Origin of the sequence: Pseudomonas sp. B21-059, from assembly GCF_026016285.1 — a bacterium.
GTDB lineage: Bacteria > Pseudomonadota > Gammaproteobacteria > Pseudomonadales > Pseudomonadaceae > Aquipseudomonas > Aquipseudomonas danubii.
In genome coordinates, this window is sequence record NZ_CP087201.1 from 1,886,895 (window position 1) to 1,908,015 (window position 21,121).

At 59.7% G+C, this 21,121-nt stretch carries 17 protein-coding genes; 13 read left to right on the forward strand and 4 right to left on the reverse strand.

Annotation, left to right across the window (positions count from 1 at the left end; genetic code table 11):
* Window positions 1–19: 19 nt before the first annotated feature.
* Both LOY69_RS08565 and LOY69_RS08570 read right to left on the reverse strand, forming a co-directional pair.
* Complete coding sequence (locus tag LOY69_RS08565) at window positions 20–808, reverse strand: VacJ family lipoprotein (RefSeq protein WP_213664940.1); 789 nt, start codon at window positions 806–808, stop codon at window positions 20–22.
* A complete protein-coding gene (locus LOY69_RS08570) occupies window positions 801–2,099 on the reverse strand; it encodes a serine/threonine protein kinase (protein ID WP_102863976.1) in 1,299 nt (432 codons plus the stop codon). The genes LOY69_RS08565 and LOY69_RS08570 overlap by 8 nt, the downstream gene beginning before the upstream one ends.
* Window positions 2,100–2,333: 234 nt before the next feature.
* Between LOY69_RS08570 and LOY69_RS08575 the strand changes: the two genes are divergently transcribed.
* On the forward strand, window positions 2,334–2,699 hold the full coding sequence (locus LOY69_RS08575) for a hypothetical protein (RefSeq protein WP_102863975.1): 366 nt from the start codon (window positions 2,334–2,336) through the stop codon (window positions 2,697–2,699).
* Window positions 2,700–2,730: 31 nt separating this feature from the next.
* Here the strand turns inward: LOY69_RS08575 and LOY69_RS08580 are convergent, their stop codons facing one another.
* Window positions 2,731–4,284 carry a beta (1-6) glucans synthase gene (locus LOY69_RS08580; RefSeq protein WP_265074381.1) on the reverse strand — a complete coding sequence of 518 codons (1,554 nt, stop codon included), beginning with the start codon at window positions 4,282–4,284 and terminating at the stop codon, window positions 2,731–2,733.
* Window positions 4,285–4,614: 330 nt separating this feature from the next.
* On the opposite strand from LOY69_RS08580, the gene LOY69_RS08585 reads away from it, so the two are divergent.
* From LOY69_RS08585 to LOY69_RS08595, 3 genes are all read left to right on the forward strand, one after another.
* Window positions 4,615–5,466: a glycine betaine ABC transporter substrate-binding protein gene (locus LOY69_RS08585; protein WP_102863974.1), complete on the forward strand. Its 852-nt coding sequence runs from the start codon at window positions 4,615–4,617 to the stop codon at window positions 5,464–5,466.
* A gap of 190 nt (window positions 5,467–5,656) precedes the next feature.
* Window positions 5,657–5,968 carry a DUF485 domain-containing protein gene (locus tag LOY69_RS08590; RefSeq protein ID WP_102863973.1) on the forward strand — a complete coding sequence of 104 codons (312 nt, stop codon included), beginning with the start codon at window positions 5,657–5,659 and terminating at the stop codon, window positions 5,966–5,968.
* Window positions 5,965–7,623 (forward strand): cation acetate symporter, encoded by a 1,659-nt coding sequence (locus LOY69_RS08595; protein WP_102878885.1) that lies wholly within the window; start codon window positions 5,965–5,967, stop codon window positions 7,621–7,623. Before LOY69_RS08590 ends, LOY69_RS08595 begins: the two co-directional genes overlap by 4 nt.
* A gap of 302 nt (window positions 7,624–7,925) precedes the next feature.
* Here LOY69_RS08595 and gltA read toward each other — a convergent pair whose 3' ends face one another.
* On the reverse strand, window positions 7,926–9,215 hold the full coding sequence (gltA, locus tag LOY69_RS08600; RefSeq protein ID WP_011060047.1) for a citrate synthase: 1,290 nt from the start codon (window positions 9,213–9,215) through the stop codon (window positions 7,926–7,928).
* Window positions 9,216–9,565: 350 nt separating this feature from the next.
* On the opposite strand from gltA, the gene sdhC reads away from it, so the two are divergent.
* The 9 genes from sdhC (at window position 9,566) to sucD (ending at window position 20,979) form a co-directional block, all read left to right on the forward strand.
* On the forward strand, window positions 9,566–9,952 hold the full coding sequence (gene sdhC / locus LOY69_RS08605) for a succinate dehydrogenase, cytochrome b556 subunit (RefSeq protein ID WP_015634665.1): 387 nt from the start codon (window positions 9,566–9,568) through the stop codon (window positions 9,950–9,952).
* The gene (sdhD, locus tag LOY69_RS08610) at window positions 9,946–10,314 is read left to right on the forward strand and encodes a succinate dehydrogenase, hydrophobic membrane anchor protein (RefSeq protein WP_011060049.1); all 369 of its coding nucleotides are present in this window, start codon (window positions 9,946–9,948) and stop codon (window positions 10,312–10,314) included. Before sdhC ends, sdhD begins: the two co-directional genes overlap by 7 nt.
* Window positions 10,315–10,317: 3 nt before the next feature.
* Window positions 10,318–12,090 (forward strand): succinate dehydrogenase flavoprotein subunit, encoded by a 1,773-nt coding sequence (gene sdhA / locus LOY69_RS08615; RefSeq protein WP_102878886.1) that lies wholly within the window; start codon window positions 10,318–10,320, stop codon window positions 12,088–12,090.
* A gap of 12 nt (window positions 12,091–12,102) precedes the next feature.
* Window positions 12,103–12,807 carry a succinate dehydrogenase iron-sulfur subunit gene (locus LOY69_RS08620; protein WP_011060051.1) on the forward strand — a complete coding sequence of 235 codons (705 nt, stop codon included), beginning with the start codon at window positions 12,103–12,105 and terminating at the stop codon, window positions 12,805–12,807.
* 263 nt (window positions 12,808–13,070) lie between these two features.
* Window positions 13,071–15,902: a 2-oxoglutarate dehydrogenase E1 component gene (locus LOY69_RS08625; protein WP_102863970.1), complete on the forward strand. Its 2,832-nt coding sequence runs from the start codon at window positions 13,071–13,073 to the stop codon at window positions 15,900–15,902.
* 42 nt (window positions 15,903–15,944) lie between these two features.
* On the forward strand, window positions 15,945–17,162 hold the full coding sequence (odhB, locus tag LOY69_RS08630) for a 2-oxoglutarate dehydrogenase complex dihydrolipoyllysine-residue succinyltransferase (protein ID WP_253084453.1): 1,218 nt from the start codon (window positions 15,945–15,947) through the stop codon (window positions 17,160–17,162).
* Between the two features lie 103 nt (window positions 17,163–17,265).
* A complete protein-coding gene (lpdA, locus tag LOY69_RS08635) occupies window positions 17,266–18,702 on the forward strand; it encodes a dihydrolipoyl dehydrogenase (protein ID WP_102878888.1) in 1,437 nt (478 codons plus the stop codon).
* Window positions 18,703–18,931: 229 nt separating this feature from the next.
* Window positions 18,932–20,098: an ADP-forming succinate--CoA ligase subunit beta gene (gene sucC / locus LOY69_RS08640; protein ID WP_009047768.1), complete on the forward strand. Its 1,167-nt coding sequence runs from the start codon at window positions 18,932–18,934 to the stop codon at window positions 20,096–20,098.
* Window positions 20,098–20,979, forward strand: coding sequence for a succinate--CoA ligase subunit alpha (sucD, locus tag LOY69_RS08645; RefSeq protein ID WP_068587916.1), 882 nt, complete (start codon window positions 20,098–20,100; stop codon window positions 20,977–20,979). The genes sucC and sucD overlap by 1 nt, the downstream gene beginning before the upstream one ends.
* Window positions 20,980–21,121: the final 142 nt, after the last annotated feature.

Consider the following 21,121-nt stretch of genomic DNA (forward strand, 5'->3'; position numbering starts at 1 on the left):
CGGCAACCGGTACAGCGGGTTACTCGGCGATCTGCAGTTTGCGCGATTCGGTGTACACGTAGCGCACCTTCTCGTATTCAAACGGCGAGTTCAGCTGGCCATAGCGAAAGCTGGTCTGGTAGCGCTTGTCGACACCACGCAGCGCCCAGATCTCGGGGTGATTGCTGCTGACTTCCGAGACGTTGAGGAAGTTGATTGCCGATTCGGCGGTGTAGTCCACCGCCAGCCCGGCCGTATCCCTCAGGTTCGACGGGCCGAGGATCGGCAGCACCAGATAGGCGCCGCCGGGCACGCCATAGAATCCGAGGGTCTGGCCGAAGTCTTCGCTATGGCGTTGCAGGCCCATCTTGGTGGCCGGGTCCCACAGGCCGGCAACGCCGATGGTGGTATTGAGCAGCAGGCGCGCCGTGGTTTCCATCGACCGATGACCCTTGAACTGCAACAGACTGTTCATCAGGTTCGGGACGTCGCCGAGGTTATTGAAGAAGTTGCTGACCCCGCTGCGCAGGAAGCTCGGGGTCACATAGCGATAACCGTCCACCACCGGCAGGAACACCCACTGATCGAAGCGGTAGTTGAAGTGGTAGACCCGGCGGTTCCACGACTCCAGCGGGTCATAGATATTCAGTGCATTGAGGGTCGAGCGCTCGAACTCGCGCTGGTCCAGCCCCGGGTTGAACTTGAGTTTCTTCAACGGCTCGGTGAAGCCGTCGGGGTCCTGAACTGTGGAGGCGTGGGCCTTGCTGTTGTCGGCTTGGGCATAGCCTGCGCAGAGCAACGCAGCGATAAGCAGGAGATGTTTAGCCACGGAAGAACTCCAGCATGGCGTCGCTGTTGACGCGGTAGTTGAGGTTGCCGCAATGCCCGCCATGGGGGTAGACGGTCAGGCGGTCGCCAAAGGTTTTGCGCAGGAAACCCAGGTCGCCGGGGCCGAGGATCACGTCATCGGCGTTGTGCATCACGGCAATCTTCGGGCTGGCCTTGAGGTAGTCCTGCAGGGCGTAGAGGCTTACCTGGTCGATCAGTTGCAGCAGGCTGCCGCCGTCGGTGCGGGCGCGCCACATCGGGATCACCTGTTCGGTCAGGTAACAGTCGAAGTCGCACTGCAGGGCACGCTTGAGAAACGGGGTAAGGCTGGTGCCTTCGCGGATCGGGTACTTGGGCGGGGTGATCAGGCCGCGGCGGTTGATCAGGTCCGAGGTGAAGGCGATGTCTGCTGCCGAGAAGCGGAAGGAGGTACCGATCAGCATGGCCATCTGTTCGTTGGTCAGGTGTTGCTTGGACTGCTGGAAGTCGTAGAGCAGGGCGTCGTTGAGGTCGATGTAGCCCTTCTGCTGGAAGTAGCGGGTCAGCTTGCCCAGCACCAGTTCATAGAAAGTGGTGCTGTTGTTGATGCCCTTGACCTCGGTCTGTACCAGTTTGTCGAGGTTGGTGATCGAGGTGTAGAGGTTGACCGGCGGGTTGAGCAGCAGCACTTTCTTGAAGTTGAAGCTGCGTCGGGTCTCATCCAGTTTGCTGATGAACGCCGCGTCCAGGGCGCCGAGGCTGTAGCCGGTGAGGTAGAACTCGGTGATCGGCAGCTTGGGGTGCTGGGCCCGTACGGCCTGCATGACCCGGTACATGTCTTCGGCGTCTTCCTGGCTCACCCCGGGGGTGGCGAAGCGCGAGGCGGCAGTGATGAAGTCGAAGCTGGTGGGCGAGGATAGCTGCACCACATGGTAGCCGGCCTTGTAGTAGAGCTTCTTCAGGTACTCGTTGAGGCTGCTGTCGTAGCGCGCGCCGGTGCCGGCGATCAGGAAGATCAGCGGCGCGGCGTGGTCCTGGGTGGCGATGCGGTAGGTGAGCTTCTTCACCGCCCAGAAATTGTCCGGGAGGATGAACTCGCGCTCCGGCCGCAGGTTCAGGCTGTAGTCGGACTGACGGATGTCATCGTTGGCGGGCAGTTCCGGGCGCAGCTCCGGGGGGGTGGTGGCGATGGTGGCTTCAAAGGGGTTGGTCAACGGGTAGCCATAGCTGGCCGGGTCGACATCCACCGCCAGTGCGGACGCACTCAGGATAAGGCCGCCGAACAGGGCAGCGAGGCGCAAGGAACGAAGCATGACTGTATCCCTAGAAGGAAGGTACCGAATGAGGTTCGCAGGCTATGACCACCGCGCTGCTGCCGAAGTGCCATGGGTGGGCACAAATAACCCCGGCCACAGGCCTGCTGGGGGGTGATAGTAGCCGGACGATACACTTTGCCGCTATTTGCTGAACAGTTATCTGTGCGTCGTGCTTGCCAAGCGTCCGTGGGCGATTATGCTGGGCGCCGTTTTGATTGTTCGGAGTGTTTCATGTCCCGCCGCCTTCCCGTGATTGTGCTGCTCGTTGTCCTGCCGCTGTGGCTGGCCGCCAGTTATGGCCTGCGCTATGGCTTTATGGAGGATGCTCGGTGGGTGGGCGTCTGTGTTGATGAGGCCGGTCGCTGGGAGTGTTCGCTACGTTCCAGCCTGGGCTGGATGATCCACTTCAAGGTGCTGGGCTGGAGTGCCTTGGGCGCAGCGTTGCTGGGGTTTGTCGTGCCCGGTCGTGCCGGCTGGTGGCTGGCGGTGCTGGCCTTGCTGGCGGGCATTCCGGCCCTGGCCTTGTACAACACCACGCTGGCGGTGTTTGCGGTGGTGATTGCGGCCTTGCGCCTGGTGCGCGCCGCCAAGCCCTAGCCGCAGGCAAAACCTGCGGCTAGGGCTGTGTTCAGGCGATGCGGGCCCGCAGGCTGCGCCACAGCGCGGCCACCATCAGCAGGCTGACCAGGGCCCAGCCCCAGGCCTGCTGGTTGGCCAGGCCTTCCTGATACAGCTGCGGAGCGATGCCGGCACCCAGGATAAAGGTCAGCAAGGCGATTTCGCGGCGTGGCACGCGCACCGGGCGGCACAGGTAGACCAGCGCCGGCAGCAGCAGGGCCGCGCTCGGGAAGCTGCGGTAGCGCGGGTCGAACACCAGCTCAAGCATCATCACCGCGGCGGCGAATCCTGCCGTTGCCAGCAACCAGCCTGCACGCTTTTCCAGGGCATTGAAGGCCCGCAGACGCCAGCCTTCGCGAGGGCTCAAGGCCAGGGCGGCATGGGCCAGGATCAGCAGGTTCAGGCCCAGCAGCAGTCCGGCCCAGCACCATTCGCCAGCGAAGCGGCTGGTGACCCGCGCCAGTTCGCCCCAGGTGCCGATGGTGCACGCCGCCAGCGCGCCCAGCAGCGGCAAGAGCAGCGCAGCGCGTCGACTGCGAACCCGGCCACCCAGGATCAGGGTGCCGAGGAATATCACCGCGCCCGCCCCCAGCCATTGTGGCCAGTAAGGCAGGTTGGACACCGGGCCTGCGAGGATGCCCTTGTCCTGGCGATCGGCATCGAACAGCCCCCAGTAACCGCCGACTGCGCCCTCGCTGGCGCGTTTCCAGGGCTGGTCGAAGGCTTCGATCAGGTTGTAGTGCCAGCCGTTGTGTTCCGCCAGGGCAACGAAGCCACGAATGAACTTGGCCTCGTTGACTCGGCTCGGCAGCGCCGTTTCTCGCTGGCGGCCTTCGCTGGGCCAGCCGGTTTCACCGATCATCACGTCCTTGGGGGCAAAGCGGTTGCCGAATACCTGGCGTACCTCGGCCACGTGGTTCAGGGCCGCGTCGATGTTCGAGGGGTCGTCTTCCCAGTACGGCAGCAGGTGAATGGTGAGGAAGTCCACCGCTGGCGCGATCTCCGGGTGCTTGAGCCAGAATTCCCAGACATCGGCATAGGTGACCGGCTGCTTGACCCCAGCCTTGACCTTGAGGATCAGCCGCGCCAGTTGCGGCCCGGTGACTTCCTTGCGCAGCAGCGCCTCGTTGCCGACGATCACCGCGCTGACGACATCCGGGTTGGCATTAGCCGAGGCGATCAGCAGGTCGACTTCTTTCTCGGTGTCTACTGGGTTGCTATTGACCCACGCGCCGATCATCAGCTTCAGGCCATGCTTGCGCGCCAGCTCGGGCAGGGCTTCGAGGCCGGTCATGGAATAGGTGCGGATGCATTCGAAGCGGGTGGCCAGCAATGCCAGGTCGGCGTCCATGCGTTCGGGGCGCAGTTTGAACGGCTGGTCGAAGGGCGATTGGTCCTTGTCGAACGGCGTATAGGAGGCGCATTGCAGTTTGTGGCTGGCGCTGGCGACGTCCGGCAGCGACACCGGCCGGCCAAGGCCGTACCAGTAACTACCAAGGGCCAGCAGGCCGAGCAGGCAGGCAAACAGATAAGCGAGGGTGGGGAAGCGGGCTGTGGCGGGCATGGTCAGGCCGTAGTGGAACAAAGCGGGGCATCTTACCCGCATTTGTCCACAGCTTGGTGGCCTGCATGATTTTGACATGCAAAGTTTGGGCGGGCCCTGAGTCGAGGAGGTCGCAGCACCTGGTTACTGGCTATCTGATGTCGTTGCTGGTTGCCTTGAGGTCGCAGGCAGAGCAGGTCGCGGGCGGTGGCGGGTTGATGATCGAAGCATCAGTACTCCGCTGATGATCGAACGCGTTCGCGGTGAGGCGTGATGGGGGCGCTGAGCACCATAACCATACGTTGACGTGCCCGGCAGCCGCCTGGCACTGCACTTTTCGGGGAAGTAACGATGAAGATGCGACGACTCTTAGGCGCAGGTGCCGCACTGGTACTTGCCATCAGCTCCACTCTGGCCAGTGCCGACAGCAAAACCCTGAGCATCGGCTACGTCGACGGCTGGTCCGACAGCGTGGCGACTACCTATGTGGCGGCGGAGGTGATCAAGCAGAAGCTCGGTTACGACGTCAAACTGCAAGCGGTGGCGACCGGGATCATGTGGCAGGGCGTAGCCACCGGCAAGCTCGACGCCATGCTCTCGGCCTGGTTGCCGGTGACTCACGGCGAATACTGGACCAAGAACAAGGACAAGGTTGTCGACTACGGTCCCAACTTCAAGGACGCCAAGATCGGTCTGATCGTGCCGGAGTACGTCAAGGCCAAGACCATTGAGGACCTCAAGACCGATACCAGCTTCAAGAACAAGATTGTCGGCATCGACGCTGGTTCAGGGGTGATGCTCAAGACCGACCAGGCGATCAAGGACTACGGCCTGGACTACAAGCTGCAGGCCAGTTCCGGTGCGGCGATGATCGCCGAACTGACCCGGGCCGAGGATAAGCAGGAATCCATCGCCGTGACCGGCTGGGTACCGCACTGGATGTTCGCCAAGTGGAAACTGCGCTTCCTCGAAGATCCGAAAGGGGTGTATGGCGCCGCTGAAACCGTCAACAGCATCGGCAGCAAGGGCCTGGAGAAGAAGGCGCCAGAGGTGGCAGCGTTCCTGAAGAAGTTCCAGTGGGCGTCGAAGGATGAAATCGGCGAGGTCATGCTGGCCATTCAAGATGGCGCAAAACCGGATGTGGCAGCCAAGGACTGGGTGAGCAAGCACCCGGAGCGGGTTGCCGAGTGGACTGCTAAATAGCCGTCAGGCGTCTAGAACGAGGGTTGTGAGGCCGGCCGCTGAAATCAGCGGCCGGCCTTGTGTTTTTTTGGGGGGGAAGTTGGCGAGGTGGCTAATGTCGTTCTAATACTAAGGTCGTCTGGAACCTGCCTCACAGCCGCATAGAGTGGATTAGGTTCTACCTAAAATCTGTGCTGCGAGGATAAAAACAATGAACGACAGCATTTACCTCTCGATTCAAAACAGCCCGCGTTTCAAGGAGCTGGTCAGTAAGCGAGAGCGGTTCGCCTGGATTCTCTCGGCGATCATGCTTGGGCTTTACTCGGGCTTCATTCTGTTGATCGCTTACGGTCCGCAGATCCTGGGCGCCAAACTCAGTCCAACTTCATCCATCACCTGGGGCATTCCCATTGGTGTCGGCTTGATTGTCTCGGCCTTCATCCTGACCGGTATCTATGTGCGACGCGCCAACGGCGAGTTCGATGACCTGAACAATGCGATCCTGAAGGAGGCTCAGCAATGATCCGACGTCTATTCGCAGCACTCGGTCTTGCCGCTTTCGCTCCTGCCCTGTGGGCCGCAGACGCTTTGACTGGCGAAGTCCACAAGCAACCCCTCAACGTCTCGGCGATCGTGATGTTCGTGGTCTTCGTCGGGGCCACCCTGTGCATCACTTACTGGGCCTCCAAGCGCAACAAGTCGGCTGCCGACTATTACGCCGCGGGTGGCAAGATCACCGGCTTCCAGAACGGCCTGGCGATTGCCGGTGACTACATGTCGGCGGCGTCCTTCCTGGGGATTTCCGCGCTGGTGTTCACTTCCGGCTATGACGGCCTGATCTACTCCATCGGCTTCCTGGTGGGCTGGCCGATCATTCTGTTCCTGATCGCCGAGCGCCTGCGCAACCTGGGCAAGTACACCTTTGCCGACGTGGCGTCCTATCGCCTCGGGCAGACTCAGATCCGCACTCTGTCGGCCTGTGGTTCGCTGGTGGTGGTGGCGTTCTACCTGATCGCGCAGATGGTGGGTGCCGGCAAGCTGATCCAGCTGCTGTTCGGCCTCGACTACCATGTGGCGGTGATCCTGGTGGGGATCCTGATGTGCCTGTATGTGCTGTTCGGCGGCATGCTGGCCACCACTTGGGTACAGATCATCAAGGCAGTGCTGCTGCTGTCCGGTGCGTCCTTCATGGCGCTGATGGTGATGAAGCACGTCAACTTCGATTTCAACACCCTGTTCTCCGAGGCGATCAAGGTTCACCCCAAAGGTGAGGCGATCATGAGCCCTGGCGGACTGGTGAAGGATCCGATCTCGGCGTTCTCCCTGGGTCTGGCGCTGATGTTCGGTACAGCCGGCCTGCCGCATATCCTGATGCGCTTCTTCACCGTGAGCGATGCCAAGGAAGCCCGTAAGAGCGTGCTCTACGCCACTGGCTTCATCGGTTACTTCTACATCCTGACCTTCATCATCGGTTTTGGCGCGATCCTGCTGGTGAGCACCAATCCGGCCTTCAAGGATGCCGCAGGCGCCTTGCTGGGTGGCAACAACATGGCGGCAGTGCACCTGGCCAATGCGGTGGGCGGCAGCGTGTTCCTCGGCTTCATCTCGGCGGTGGCTTTCGCCACCATCCTGGCGGTAGTAGCGGGCCTGACCCTGGCAGGTGCTTCGGCGGTGTCCCACGACCTGTATGCCAGTGTGGTCAAGAAGGGCAAGGCCAACGAGAAGGATGAGATTCGCGTTTCCAAGATCACTACCGTGGCCTTGGGCGTGCTGGCCATCGGCCTGGGCATTCTCTTCGAGAGTCAGAACATTGCGTTCATGGTGGGCCTGGCGTTCTCCATCGCTGCCAGTTGCAACTTCCCGGTGCTGCTGCTTTCCATGTACTGGAAGAAGCTCACCACGCGTGGCGCCATGATTGGCGGCTGGTTGGGTCTGGTCAGTGCGGTGGCATTGATGGTTCTCGGTCCGACCATCTGGGTGCAGATCCTGCACCACGAGAAGGCAATTTTCCCGTACGAGTACCCGGCGCTGTTCTCGATGATCATTGCCTTTGTCGGTATCTGGTTCTTCTCCATCACTGACAAGTCGGCTTCGGCGGCCAATGAGCGGGCCTTGTTCTTCCCGCAGTTCGTGCGTTCGCAGACCGGCCTGGGCGCCAGTGGCGCGGTGTCGCACTAAGCTCGGCCTGTGTATCGGCTTCTATATAGAAGCTGCGTAATAGCAAAATGCCTCGATCGAAAGATCGGGGCATTTTTTTGTCTGCTCGCCCTGTTCAGATACCCTCGACTGCGGGCGCAGCGATAGTCCAGATACAAGGAACTGGCGTGCCAGCGAAGGCTTATTCGAGGGGGAGGCAGGGCTGCGGGGTTCTTCGCCGGCAAGTCGGTTCCGACAGGGTGTAGGTGAGGGGAGCAGAAACAAATACGACCTCTGTTAGAGGCCGTATCCGGTGCAGCTAAGACGTGTGCGCAAGGCAGGTCTTACTTGCGGTCTTCCAGCTTGGTGATGTCGCGCGATTCGTAGCCGGTGTACAGCTGACGAGGACGGCCGATCTTGTAAGGGCTGGAGAGCATTTCCTTCCAGTGGGAGATCCAGCCGACGGTCCGCGCCAGGGCGAAGATCACGGTGAACATGCTGGTTGGAATGCCGATCGCCTTGAGGATGATCCCCGAGTAGAAGTCGACGTTCGGGTACAGGGAGCGTTCGATGAAGTACGGATCGGTCAGGGCGATCTCTTCCAGGCGCATGGCCAGTTCGAGCTGAGGATCGTTGTTGATGCCCAGTTCTTTCAGGACTTCGTCGCAGGTCTGCTTCATTACGGTGGCGCGCGGGTCGCGGTTTTTATACACGCGGTGACCGAAGCCCATGAGTTTGAACGGATCGTTCTTGTCCTTGGCCTTGGCGATGAACTTGTCGATGTTCGATACATCGCCAATTTCGTCGAGCATGGTCAGTACGGCTTCGTTGGCGCCGCCGTGGGCAGGGCCCCAGAGCGCGGCGATACCGGCAGCGATACAGGCGAACGGGTTGGCACCCGAAGAGCCGGCCAGACGCACGGTGGAAGTCGAGGCGTTCTGTTCGTGGTCGGCGTGGAGGATGAAGATCCGGTCCATCGCCTTGGCCAGTACCGGGCTGATCGGTTTGATCTCGCACGGGGTGTTGAACATCATGTGCAGGAAGTTTTCCGCGTACGACAGGTCGTTGCGCGGATACATCATCGGCTGGCCCATGGAGTACTTGTAAACCATCGCTGCCAGGGTCGGCATCTTGGCGACCAGGCGCACGGCGGAAATTTCGCGGTGCTGCGGGTTATTGATGTCCAGGGAGTCGTGGTAGAACGCCGAGAGTGCACCCACTACGCCGCACATTACCGCCATTGGGTGGGCGTCGCGGCGGAAACCGTTGAAGAAGCTCTTCAGCTGCTCGTGAACCATGGTGTGGTTTTTCACGGTGCTGACGAACTGGGCCTTCTGTTCGGCGGTAGGCAATTCACCGTTGAGCAGCAGGTAGCAGGTTTCCAGGTAGTCCGACTTTTCAGCCAGCTGTTCGATCGGGTAGCCGCGGTGCAGCAGAATGCCGTTGTCGCCGTCGATATAGGTGATTTTCGACTCGCAGGAGGCGGTCGACATGAAACCCGGGTCAAAAGTGAAGCGGCCCGTGGCCGTCAGGCCCCGAACATCAATTACATCGGGACCAACGGTGCCGGTTAAAATGGGCAGCTCGACGGGGGCTGCGCCCTCGATGATCAACTGCGCTTTTTTGTCAGCCATGTGGCCTCCTATTTATGCTTGAAATCATCAGACAGACCCCCCACGCAGGGCCCGCACCACTATAGTGAGATAAATCTGAATGTCAATTTGCCTAAAGTCTTGTCCCAGAAGGCTTTGGGAGGGATTTTTTAGCGAAATTCAGCGCCATTTACGCCTTTTATAAGGCTAACGCAATCAGCTATTAGGGGAAGGTGTTTGCGTTGTCATTAGTAGCCTAACTGTCTATACTCGGCCACCGACCTCCGTAGGCTTCTGGGCCCGCTTTATTGGGGGTCGCACTCCCTGGGTAGTGGTTACCTGACCAGTGCACTCCCCAACAACTTTGCCCTGATTGTTAGGGGCTCTTCAGTGTGAAAAAAGCCGTGAATAGCCAACGACCTGTAAACCTAGACCTAAGGACCATCAAACTCCCCATCACCGGCGTTACGTCGTTTCTTCACCGTGTTTCCGGCATCATCCTCTTCCTGGGCATCGGCATCATGCTTTATGCATTGAGCAAATCCCTGGGCTCCGAGGAAGGCTATGCCGAGGTGAAGGCGTGCTTGACCAGTCCGCTGGCCAAATTCGTTGCGTGGGGCCTCCTGTCCGCCTTGCTGTATCACTTGGTGGCCGGTGTACGCCATCTGATTATGGACATGGGCATCGGTGAGACGCTGGAAGGCGGCAAGCTGGGCTCGAAAATCGTTATCGCCGTATCCGTGGTGGTAATCGTTCTGGCGGGAGTTTGGATATGGTAACCAGCGTTACGAACCTGTCGCGTTCGGGCCTTTATGACTGGATGGCACAGCGTGTGTCTGCGGTCGTTCTCGCGGCTTATTTCATTTTCCTGATCGGATACCTCGTAGCGAATCCGGGCATTGACTACACCCAGTGGCATGGCCTGTTCGCAAACAACTGGATGCGTATCTTCAGTCTGCTGGCCATGGTGGCCCTGGGCGCTCACGCCTGGGTCGGTATGTGGACCATCTCGACTGACTACCTGACGCCGATGGCGCTGGGCAAGTCGGCGACAGCAGTGCGTTTCCTTTTCCAGGCAGTATGCGGCGTTGCAATGTTCGCTTACTTCGTCTGGGGTGTGCAGATTCTCTGGGGTATCTGATTCATGGCTAACATTCCAACCATTTCTTTCGACGCCATCATCATTGGCGGCGGCGGCGCCGGCATGCGTGCCGCACTGCAGCTGGCCCAGGGCGGCCACAAGACTGCTGTGATCACCAAGGTGTTCCCGACCCGTTCGCACACTGTGTCTGCCCAAGGCGGCATCACTTGCGCGATCGCCTCGGCGGACCCGAACGATGACTGGCGCTGGCACATGTACGATACCGTCAAGGGTTCCGACTACATCGGTGACCAGGACGCTATCGAATACATGTGTCAGGAAGGTCCGGCTGCGGTCTTCGAGCTGGACCACATGGGGCTGCCGTTCTCTCGTACTGAAACCGGTCGTATCTATCAGCGTCCTTTCGGTGGTCAATCCAAGGATTACGGCAAGGGCGGCCAGGCTGCTCGTACCTGTGCTGCGTCCGACCGTACCGGTCACGCGCTGCTGCACACCCTCTATCAGGGCAACCTGAAAGCCGGCACCACGTTCCTCAACGAGTGGTACGCGGTCGATCTGGTGAAGAACCAGGACGGCGCTTTTGTCGGCGTGATCGCGATCTGCATCGAAACCGGCGAAACCACCTACATCCGCTCCAAGGCCACCGTTCTGGCTACCGGCGGTGCAGGTCGTATCTACGCTTCCACCACCAACGCCCTGATCAACACCGGTGACGGTGTAGGCATGGCGCTGCGTGCCGGCGTTCCGGTGCAAGACATCGAAATGTGGCAGTTCCACCCGACCGGTATCGCCGGCGCTGGTGTACTGGTGACTGAAGGCTGCCGCGGTGAAGGCGGTTACCTGATCAACAAGCACGGCGAGCGTTTCATGGAGCGTTATGCTCCGAACGCCAAAGACCTGGCAGGTCGCGACGTTGTTGCGCGCTCCATGGTCAAGGAAATCATTGCTGGCAACGGCTGTGGCCCGAATGGCGACCACGTGATGCTCAAGCTCGATCACCTGGGCGAGGAAGTTCTGCACAGCCGCCTGCCTGGCATCTGCGAGCTGTCCAAGACCTTTGCCCACGTTGACCCGGTGGTTGCTCCGGTTCCGGTCGTTCCAACCTGCCACTACATGATGGGCGGCGTTGCCACCAACATTCATGGTCAGGCAATCACTCAGAACGCTGCTGGCGAAGACACCATCATCCCTGGTCTGTTCGCAGTGGGTGAAGTGGCTTGCGTATCGGTACACGGCGCCAACCGTCTGGGCGGCAACTCGCTGCTGGACCTGGTGGTGTTCGGTCGTGCAGCTGGCCTGCACCTGGAAAAAGCGCTGACCGACGGTATCGAATACCGCGATGCCAGCGACACCGACGTTGACGTTGCCCTGAACCGCCTGGCCAAGCTCAACGAGCGCACCACCGGTGAAGACGTTGCAACCCTGCGCCGCGAGCTGCAGAACTGCATGCAGAACTACTTCGGTGTATTCCGTACCGGCGAGTACATGCAGAAGGGTATTGCTCAGCTGGCTGAGCTGCGCGAGCGTATCGCCAACGTCAAGATCAACGACAAGTCTCAAGCTTTCAACACTGCGCGTATCGAAGCACTTGAGCTGCAGAACCTGCTGGAAGTGGCTGAAGCCACTGCCATCGCTGCCGAAGTGCGTAAAGAGTCCCGCGGCGCTCACGCCCGTGAAGACTTCGAAGACCGTGACGACGAAAACTGGCTGTGCCACACCCTGTACTTCCCGGGTGAGAAGCGCGTTGCCAAGCGTGCGGTCAACTTCTCGCCGAAGACTGTTCCGACTTTTGAACCAAAAGTCCGGACTTACTAAAGGGTGATCGATATGTTGCAAGTTGAAGTTTATCGTTACAACCCTGACACCGACTCGGCTCCGAAAACCCAGGTTTTCCAGGTCGACACCGGTGGCAAGGACTTGATGGTGCTGGACGTGCTGGCGCTGATCAAAGAGCAGGACGAGGGGTTCTCCTATCGTCGTTCCTGCCGTGAAGGCGTTTGCGGTTCCGATGGCATGAACATCAACGGCAAGAACGGCCTGGCGTGCATCACGCCGCTGTCCGCCGTGGTCAAGAAGAACAAGCTGGTTGTTCGTCCGCTGCCAGGTCTGCCGGTTATCCGTGACCTGGTCGTCGATATGAGCATCTTCTACAAGCAATACGAGAAGGTGAAGCCATTCCTGCAGAACGACACGCCGGCTCCGGCCATCGAGCGTCTGCAGTCCCCAGAAGAGCGCGAAAAGCTCGACGGTCTGTACGAGTGCATCCTGTGCGCTTGCTGCTCGACCTCTTGCCCGTCCTTCTGGTGGAACCCGGACAAGTTCCTGGGCCCGGCTGCTCTGCTGCAAGCCTATCGCTTCCTGGCAGACAGCCGTGACACCAAGACTTCTGAGCGTCTGGCTTCTCTTGATGACCCGTTCAGCGTATTCCGCTGCCGGGGGATCATGAACTGCGTCAACGTTTGTCCGAAGGGCCTGAACCCGACTAAGGCCATCGGTCACATTCGTAACATGTTGCTGCAGAGTGGCGTGTGATTCAGCTGTTGTACCCGTAGGACCGCTGTACCCGTAAAAGCCAAGGCGCGGGCTTCAACCCGCGTCATGGCTCTAACCTGAGCAGCAGCTCACAAAGTGGCTGCTTTTATTTTTGAAGAAATGAGACAAGCAGGGGCATCCGGGCTGGTACCCGGACTATCAGCGTGATCCTAAGTGGCTTGTTTTGGTCGCTGCATTCGGACTTCTGCAAGCTTGCTCGGTGTCTTCGCCGGTGGTGTTCCCCTAACCGAGGGTGACCAAGCATGCAAGAAAGCGTGATGCAGCGCATGTGGAACAGCGCCTACCTATCCGGTAGTAACGCTGCCTATGTGGAAGAGCTCTACGAGCTCTACCTGCACGACCCTAACGCTGTGCCAGAAGAGTGGCGCACTTACTTTCAGAAGTTGCCTACCGACGGCAGCACTGCCATCGATGTTTCGCACTCGACAATCCGCGATCATTTCGTCTTGCTGGCAAAGAACCAGCGCCGCGCCCAACCGGTATCCGCCGGCAGCGTGAGCAGTGAGCACGAGAAGAAGCAAGTTGAAGTGCTGCGATTGATCCAGGCCTATCGGATGCGTGGCCACCAGGCAGCCCAGCTGGACCCGCTGGGGCTGTGGCAGCGTCCTGCACCTGCAGACCTGTCGATCAATCATTACGGCTTGACCAATGCCGATCTTGATACGACCTTCCGTGCCGGCGACCTGTTCATCGGCAAAGAGGAAGCGAGCCTACGCGAAATTCACGAAGCGTTGCAGCAGACATATTGCCGCACCATCGGCGCTGAATTCACGCACATCACCGATTCCGAACAGCGTCAGTGGTTCCAGCAGCGTCTGGAAAGCGTACGCGGCCGTCCGACCTATTCCGCCGACATCAAGAGCCACCTGCTCGAGCGCGTCACCGCCGGCGAAGGCCTGGAAAAATACCTGGGTACCAAATACCCGGGCACCAAGCGTTTCGGTCTGGAAGGTGGTGAAAGCCTGATTCCAATGCTCGACGAGCTGATCCAGCGTTCCGGTTCCTACGGCACCAAGGAAGTCGTGATCGGCATGGCTCACCGTGGCCGTCTCAACGTCCTGGTCAACACCTTCGGCAAGAACCCGCGCGAGCTGTTCGACGAGTTCGAAGGCAAGAAGAAGGTCGAGCTGGGCTCCGGTGACGTTAAGTATCACCAGGGCTTCTCGTCCAACGTGATGACCGCCGGCGGCGAAGTTCACCTGGCCATGGCGTTCAACCCGTCCCACCTGGAAATCGTTTCTCCAGTGGTCGAGGGTTCGGTGCGCGCCCGTCAGGATCGTCGCAACGACCAGACCGGCGACAAGGTTCTGCCGATCTCGATCCACGGTGACGCGGCGTTTGCCGGTCAGGGCGTGGTGATGGAAACCTTCCAGATGTCCCAGACCCGCGGTTTCCGTACCGGCGGCACTGTGCACATCGTGATCAACAACCAGGTAGGTTTCACCATCAGCAACCCGCTGGACTCGCGCTCCACCGAGTACGCTACCGACGTTGCTAAGATGATCCAGGCGCCGATCCTCCATGTGAATGGTGATGATCCGGAAGCCGTGTTGTTCGTGACCCAGCTGGCCATCGACTACCGCATGCAGTACAAGCGCGACGTGGTGATCGACCTGGTCTGCTACCGTCGTCGCGGCCACAACGAGGCCGACGAGCCAAGCGGCACCCAGCCACTGATGTATCAGCAGATCACCAAACAGCGCACCACCCGTGAGCTGTATGCCGATCGCCTGATCCAGAGCGGTGTGCTCGACGCAGAGCGTGTTCAGGCGAAAGTCGATGAGTACCGCAATGCGCTGGACAACGGTCTGCACGTAGTGAAGAGCCTGGTCAAGGAACCGAACAAAGAGTTGTTCGTGGACTGGCGTCCATACCTGGGCCACACCTGGACCGCACGTCACGACACCACCTTCGATCTCAAGACCCTGCAGGAACTGTCCGCCAAGTTGCTGGAGCTGCCGGAAGGCTTCGTGGTTCAGCGTCAGGTTGCGAAGATCTACGAAGACCGTCAGAAGATGCAAGCCGGCGGCCTGCCGATCAACTGGGGGTACGCTGAAACCATGGCGTACGCGACCCTGGCGTTCGAAGGTCACCCGATCCGCATGACCGGCCAGGACATCGGCCGCGGCACCTTCTCGCACCGCCACGCCGTTCTGCACAACCAGAAAGATGCCAGCACTTATGTGCCGCTCAAGCATCTGTTCGAAGGTCAGCCGCGCTTTGACCTGTACGACTCCTTCCTGTCGGAAGAGGCGGTACTGGCATTCGAATACGGCTACTCGACCACCACGCCGAACGCGCTGGTGATCTGGGAAGCCCAGTTCGGCGACTTCGCCAACGGTGCGCAAGTGGTGATCGACCAGTTCATCACCAGCGGCGAGCACAAGTGGGGCCGTCTCTGCGGTCTGACCATGCTGCTGCCTCACGGTTACGAAGGTCAGGGCCCTGAGCACTCCTCGGCGCGTCTGGAGCGTTACCTGCAACTGTGCGCCGAGCACAACATTCAGGTGTGCATGCCGACCACTCCGGCACAGATCTACCACTTGCTGCGCCGTCAGGTGATCCGCCCTCTGCGCAAACCACTGGTGGTTCTGACTCCGAAGTCGCTGCTGCGCCACAAGCTGGCCATCTCGACTCTGGAAGATCTGGCCGAAGGTTCGTTCCAGACCGTGATTCCGGAAATCGACGTACTGGACCCGAAAAAGGTCGAGCGCCTGATTCTGTGTAGCGGCAAGGTCTACTACGACCTGTTGGAAAAACGCCGTGCCGAAGGTCGTGAAGACATCGCCGTCGTGCGTATTGAGCAGCTGTATCCGTTCCCTGAGGACGATCTGAACGAAGTCCTGGCTCCGTACACCAACCTCAAGCATGTGGTTTGGTGTCAGGAAGAGCCGATGAACCAGGGCGCCTGGTACTGCAGCCAGCACCACATGCGTCGCATCGTAGGCAATCACGACAAGTCGCTCGTACTCGAGTACGCGGGCCGTGACGCCTCTGCTGCGCCAGCTTGTGGCTACGCGTCGATGCACGCCGAGCAGCAGGAAAAACTGCTGCAAGATGCCTTCACTGTTTAACGCCTTCGCGCACCTGAAACCGAATTTAAGGAACCACTGATAATGGCTATCGAGATCAAAGCCCCCACTTTCCCGGAATCGGTTGCCGATGGCACCGTTGCCACCTGGCACAAGCAACCGGGCGAAGCCGTCAAGCGCGACGAGCTGATCGTCGACATCGAGACCGACAAGGTTGTGCTGGAAGTGCTGGCCACCGCTGATGGCGTGCTGGGCGCTATCGTCAAGAACGAAGGCGACACCGTTCTGTCCGACGAAGTTCTGGGCTCCATCGTTGAAGGCGCAGCTGCTGCCGCTGCTCCTGCTGCCGCCGCTGCTCCGGCCGCTGCTGCCCCTGCTGCCGCTGACGGCGAAGACGATCCAATCGCCGCTCCTGCCGCGCGCAAGCTGGCTGAAGAGAATGGCATCAACATCGCCTCCGTTGCCGGTACCGGCAAAGGCGGTCGTGTGACCAAGGAAGACGTGGTGGCTGCCGTTGCCGCCAAGAAAGCCGCTCCGGCTGCCGCGCCTGCCAAGGCTCCGGCTCCAGCCGCTGCTGCTCCAGTCTTCGCTGCCGGCGATCGCGTCGAGAAGCGCGTACCTATGACCCGTCTGCGGGCCAAGGTTGCCGAGCGTCTGGTTGAAGCCCAGTCGAACATGGCCATGCTGACCACCTTCAACGAAGTCGACATGACCGAAGTCATGGCTCTGCGTTCGAAGTACAAGGACCTGTTCGAGAAGTCCCACAATGGCGTGCGCCTGGGCTTCATGTCGTTCTTCGTCAAGGCCGCCACCGAAGCGCTGAAGCGCTTCCCGGCAGTCAACGCTTCGATCGACGGTTCCGACATCGTCTACCACGGCTACGCCGACATCGGTGTTGCGGTGTCCAGCGACCGTGGCCTGGTGGTTCCGGTCCTGCGTAACGCCGAGCTGATGAGCCTGGCCGAAATCGAAGGCGGCATCGCCACCTTCGGCAAGAAGGCCCGCGACGGCAAGCTGTCGATGGAAGAGATGACCGGTGGTACTTTCACCATCACCAACGGTGGTACTTTCGGCTCGATGATGTCGACCCCGATCGTCAACCCACCGCAAGCCGCTATCCTGGGCATGCATAACATCCTGCAACGTCCTATGGCGATCAACGGTCAGGTAGTAATCCGTCCGATGATGTACCTGGCGCTGTCCTACGATCACCGTCTGATCGACGGTAAAGAAGCTGTGACGTTCCTGGTGACCATCAAGAACCTGCTGGAAGACCCGGCGCGTCTGCTCCTGGACATCTAAAAAGCAGTTGCAAGCTGCAAGCGACAAGTTCCGAGCCCTTAAGGCGAGGGGCTTCAAGCTTGCGGCTTGCGGCTTCTAGCTTGCCGTTAAAAGGAACCTTTTTATGACTCAGAAATTCGACGTGGTAGTGATTGGCGCGGGCCCAGGCGGTTATGTCGCCGCAATCAAGGCCGCACAACTCGGTTTCACCACCGCTTGCATCGAGAAGTACACCGATAAAGAGGGCAAGCTGGCCCTCGGCGGTACTTGCCTGAACGTCGGTTGCATTCCTTCCAAGGCGCTGCTGGACAGCTCCTGGAAATTCCATGAGGCCCAGGACGGTTTCGCCATCCACGGTATCAGCCACGCTGGCGTGACCATGGACGTACCGGCCATGGTCGGTCGCAAGGCCAACATCGTCAAAGGCCTGACCAGCGGTGTTGCCACCCTGTTCAAAGCCAACGGCGTAACCTCGATCCAAGGCCACGGCAAACTGCTGGCAGGCAAGAAAGTCGAAGTCACCAAGCCGGACGGTTCGGTTGAAGTCATCGAAGCTGAAAACGTGATCCTGGCTCCAGGTTCGCGTCCAATCGACATTCCACCGGCCCCGGTCGATCAGAATGTCATCGTCGACTCCACCGGCGCGCTGGAATTCCAGGCCGTACCAAAACGTCTGGGCGTGATCGGCGCTGGCGTTATTGGTCTGGAACTGGGCTCGGTCTGGTCGCGTCTGGGCGCGCAAGTGACTGTCCTGGAAGCCCTGGACACCTTCCTGATGGCAGCTGACACCGCTGTTTCCAAGGAAGCGCTGAAAACCCTGACCAAGCAGGGTCTGGACATCAAGCTGGGCGCTCGCGTGACCGGCTCCAAGGTCAACGGCGAAGAAGTCGTGGTGACCTACACCGACGCCAACGGCGAACAGACCATCACTTTCGACAAGCTGATTGTCGCCGTTGGTCGCCGTCCGGTGACCACCGATCTGCTGGCTGCCGACTGCGGCGTGACCCTCGACGAGCGCGGTTTCGTGCACGTTGACGATCACTGCGCTACTACCGTACCGGGCGTCTACGCCATTGGTGACGTGGTGCGCGGCATGATGCTGGCTCACAAGGCCTCGGAAGAGGGCATCATGGTTGCCGAGCGCATCAAGGGCCACAAGGCCCAGATGAACTATGACCTGATCCCTTCGGTTATCTATACTCACCCGGAAATTGCATGGGTCGGTAAAACCGAGCAGGCCTTGAAAGCTGAAGGCGTTGAAGTTAACGTCGGCACCTTTCCGTTTGCCGCCAGCGGCCGTGCCATGGCAGCCAACGACACCGGTGGTTTCGTCAAAGTCATCGCCGATGCCAAGACTGACCGCGTATTGGGCGTCCACGTGATTGGCCCAAGCGCTGCGGAACTGGTTCAGCAAGGTGCAATCGGCATGGAATTCGGCACCAGCGCCGAAGACCTGGGCATGATGGTTTTCTCTCATCCGACCCTGTCCGAAGCCCTGCACGAAGCAGCTCTGGCTGTGAATGGCACTGCCATCCACATTGCCAACCGCAAGAAACGCTAAGCAATAATAAGAAACCACGGCGGTTGGCCCGTCGTGAGCCTTGTGCGCAAGACTCACCGCGGAATATCCGCTGGACTCGACCTCTTGAGGTAGCACCACACACTGGATCGGGGCCCAGGCTCCGGGTTCAGGTGTGGCGCTGGTTTGAGAGTAGCGGTCACAGGTGGTGCGGCACTCAATCTTGAGCGCAGCGCCGAATGCGCAGTACCTAACGAAGACGGTAAAAAGCATGAATCTTCACGAGTATCAGGGTAAGCAGCTGTTCGCTGAATACGGCCTGCCAGTATCCAAAGGCTACGCGGTAGACACCCCGGAAGAAGCAGCAGAAGCTTGCGACAAAATCGGCGGCTCCGAGTGGGTTGTCAAAGCCCAGGTTCACGCCGGTGGTCGCGGTAAAGCGGGCGGCGTTAAGCTGGTTCGCAGCAAAGAAGACGCTAAGGCATTCGCTCAGCAGTGGTTGGGCAAGCGTCTGGTGACCTATCAGACTGACGCCAATGGCCAGCCTGTCACCAAGATCCTGGTTGAATCGTGCACTGATATCGCTAAAGAGCTGTACCTGGGCGCTGTCGTTGACCGTTCGAGCCGTCGCATCGTGTTCATGGCTTCCACCGAAGGTGGCGTGGACATCGAGAAAATCGCTCACGACACTCCAGAAAAAATTCTGAAAGCCACTATCGACCCACTGGTTGGCGCTCAGCCATTCCAGGGTCGCGAGCTGGCTTTCCAGCTGGGTCTGGAAGGCAAGCAAGTTGCCCAGTTCGCCAAGATCTTCGTGGGTCTGGCCAAACTGTTCCAGGATCACGATCTGGCCCTGCTGGAAGTGAACCCGCTGGTGATCAAGGCTGACGGCGATCTGCACTGCCTGGACGCCAAGATCAACATCGACGCCAACGCCATGTACCGTCAGCCTAAGCTGAAGACCTTCCACGATCCGTCGCAGGACGATCCGCGCGAAGCGCACGCTGCCAAGTTCGAACTGAACTACGTAGCCCTGGAAGGCAACATTGGCTGCATGGTCAACGGTGCCGGCCTGGCCATGGGTACCATGGACATCGTCAACCTGCACGGCGGTAAGCCAGCCAACTTCCTCGACGTGGGCGGTGGTGCTACCAAAGAGCGCGTGACCGAAGCTTTCAAGATCATCCTGTCCGACACCAACGTCGCTGCAGTACTGGTCAACATCTTCGGCGGCATCGTTCGCTGCGACATGATTGCCGAAGGCATCATCGGCGCTGTGAAAGAAGTCGGCGTGAAAATCCCGGTTGTTGTTCGCCTTGAAGGCAACAACGCTGAACTGGGCGCTAAAGTACTGGCAGAAAGCGGCTTGAACATCATCGCTGCTACCAGCCTGACCGACGCTGCTCAACAAGTTGTCAAAGCTGCGGAGGGCAAATAATGAGCGTCCTGATCAATAAAGACACCAAAGTTATCTGCCAGGGTATTACCGGTTCGCAAGGTAGTTTCCACACCCAGCAAGCCATCGAATACGGCACCCAGATGGTGGGTGGCGTAACTCCAGGCAAAGGCGGTACCGAGCACCTGGGCCTGCCAGTGTTCAACACCGTGAAAGACGCTGTAGCTGCCACTGGCGCCACCGCCAGCGTGATCTACGTTCCAGCTCCTTTCTGCAAGGACTCGATCCTGGAAGCAGCTTTCGGCGGCATCAAGCTGATCGTCTGCATCACCGAAGGCATTCCTACCCTGGACATGCTGGACGCTAAAGTTAAGTGCGACGAGCTGGGTGTTACCCTGATCGGCCCTAACTGCCCAGGCGTGATCACTCCAGGCGAATGCAAGATCGGCATCATGCCAGGTCACATTCACTTGCCAGGCAAGGTCGGTATCGTTTCCCGTTCCGGCACCCTGACTTACGAAGCTGTGAAGCAGACCACTGACGCCGGTTTCGGTCAGTCCACCTGCGTCGGCATCGGTGGTGACCCGATCCCAGGCTCCAACTTCATCGACATCCTGAAGCTGTTCCAGGAAGACCCGAAGACCGAAGCGATCGTGATGATCGGCGAGATCGGCGGTTCGGCTGAAGAAGAAGCGGCTGCCTACATCAAGGCTCACGTGACCAAGCCGGTTGTTTCCTACATCGCTGGTGTGACTGCTCCTCCGGGCAAGCGCATGGGCCATGCTGGCGCAATCATCTCTGGCGGCAAAGGCACTGCAGACGAGAAATTCGCTGCGCTGCAAGACGCAGGCGTGAAAACCGTGCGTTCGCTGGCAGACATCGGCAAGGCCCTGGCCGAGCTGACCGGTTGGGCTGTCAAGTAAGCCTCGCGCTTAACTGACGCTTCAACCACAAAGGCCACCTTCGGGTGGCCTTTGTGCTTTCTGCCCCAGCAGCCGGCTTGCCGGCGAAGAGGCCTTCAGTTCAGTTGTTGCCCTGGGGGGAGGGCTTCGCTGGCAAGCCAGC